This is a genomic window from Mesorhizobium sp. A623, from assembly GCF_054489405.1.
On sequence record NZ_JBTMXB010000105.1, the window covers coordinates 1 to 1,562 of the forward strand.

At 53.8% G+C, this 1,562-nt stretch carries 4 protein-coding genes; all 4 read left to right on the forward strand.

Translation table 11 applies throughout. The features are described from left to right. The coding region (locus tag ACX3P1_RS28025) for a hypothetical protein (RefSeq protein WP_459083059.1) at positions 1-287 on the forward strand (287 nt) is incomplete at its 5' end. A gap of 16 nt (positions 288-303) precedes the next feature. Further along, a complete protein-coding gene (locus ACX3P1_RS28030; RefSeq protein WP_459083061.1) occupies positions 304-639 on the forward strand; it encodes a hypothetical protein in 336 nt (111 codons plus the stop codon). Between the two features lie 100 nt (positions 640-739). Then, positions 740-1,030 (forward strand): PRC-barrel domain containing protein, encoded by a 291-nt coding sequence (locus ACX3P1_RS28035; protein ID WP_459083063.1) that lies wholly within the window; start codon positions 740-742, stop codon positions 1,028-1,030. Between the two features lie 107 nt (positions 1,031-1,137). After that, complete coding sequence (locus ACX3P1_RS28040) at positions 1,138-1,446, forward strand: hypothetical protein (protein WP_459083065.1); 309 nt, start codon at positions 1,138-1,140, stop codon at positions 1,444-1,446. Positions 1,447-1,562 lie beyond the last annotated feature (116 nt).

Below are 1,562 nucleotides of genomic sequence, written 5' to 3' on the forward strand. Positions count from 1 at the left end.
TTTCTGGCCATTTCTTAAGTCCTCCATCGGCTCAAAAACCATACATAAGGCAGGACCAGTCTTCAGGGGGCAGACCATACGCTGTGCTGGCTTTGGCTGCTTGCCTTGGGCTCGCACTCGCTGCTGGAATGGTCCTTGCTCGGTTGGGCTATCTCGGGACCTGCCAGGACGGCACCTGCGAATTGGTTGCTGTCTTTTACGCTACACCCATTCTCACCGTCGTTTTTGCAGTGCTTGCGATCTTCATGATCGTCGCGCTCAAAAAGCGTCGCGCACAAAAACAATAGTGGACAGGAGGCTTAGATGTTCCGTCTCTCGGCTTATTGCTTAGTGCTGTCGATTTTTATGGTGACAGCCAACCGCACGGCGGCTCAATCCACGATGCAGTTTCCGGAGGCGACCGAAACCGTACCAGAACTGATCCAGCTTTATGAGAATGCCGATTCGATCTGTCGTCTTTCAAAGAGACACGACGTTAAAGTCGAGGTCTCATGCATGTCCCGGTCGGCGTATGGCGCCGCCCTCAACGAAAGGGATTGGTGCTACGGCAAGGAAGGCGAGCCCAACGCTACCATGGAATGGCACGAATGCGGGGCTGCTTCCTTGAGGTTTCCACCATTCACTCTTCCCGACAGATAGACCCTTTGTGTTCGACCGTTAAGTCTGAAACTAGTGGCTTCTTGGGGAACAGAACGTCCATCTCCGGGTTGGGTCAGTCCAACCCAAGAGGAGTTTGACCATGGACCACACAAATCACGTACGGCTCACCACCAACGAACTGACACCTGAAATCCTGGAGGACGCCACCATCTATGGCCCGGACGACGAGAAGATCGGCTCTGTTGACCACATTCACGGCAGCCAGGTCGTCATCGACGTTGGCGGTTTCCTTGGTATCGGCGCCAAACCAGTAGCCGTATCTGCGTCCGAACTCGACTTCATGCGTGATGAGGATGGCGACGTTCATGCCCTAACGTCATGGACCAAGGACCAGCTCAAAGACATGCCAGAGCATCACGACGCTCGGTAATACCGAACGAGGCACATGGACCGTGGCGGGGATTTGCCGCCACGGGACGATGATCCGGCCGAACATTCTCCAAATGGAGAACCGTTTATCAAGAAGTGGAAATCAGGATGAACGTGGCGAACCTTCAGATTGAAGGGCTTTTGATGGCCGTGGCCGCGATCAACAACACCCTTGTTCACAAGGGGATCATCTCAGTTGACGACCTTAATCGTGCACTTCGTCAGGTCGAGGCGTCATTGACCGGTGACGAGCGATTGTCCGAAGATATGTCGCCAGCGAACAGGGACGCGGTTTGTTTTCCGATTCGACTCCTGCTGGCAGCAAACAACGCGCAGGGCGAAACAGACATCCTCTCATTTCCTGAATTGGCGAAGATGGTCGGGCAGACCAAAGAGCCATACAATGACCAAATGTAGCGGTTGTGGAGGCCTGCCGCGTAGAACGGCCATGTGGTTAGAGGCGACCTCAAAAAGGATTGAGTGATTTCAGCCAGTTGTGATTCCTTCGGATTTGCAAAGATTCGATGGAGACT

Excerpts from the sequence above, each read along its gene's own strand:
- ACX3P1_RS28030 (WP_459083061.1), top strand. The coding sequence starts at position 304 with ATGTTCCGTCTCTCGGCTTATTGCTTAGTGCTGTCGATTTTTATGGTG.
- ACX3P1_RS28035 (WP_459083063.1), top strand. The coding sequence starts at position 740 with ATGGACCACACAAATCACGTACGGCTCACCACCAACGAACTGACACCT.
- ACX3P1_RS28040 (WP_459083065.1), top strand. The coding sequence starts at position 1,138 with ATGAACGTGGCGAACCTTCAGATTGAAGGGCTTTTGATGGCCGTGGCC.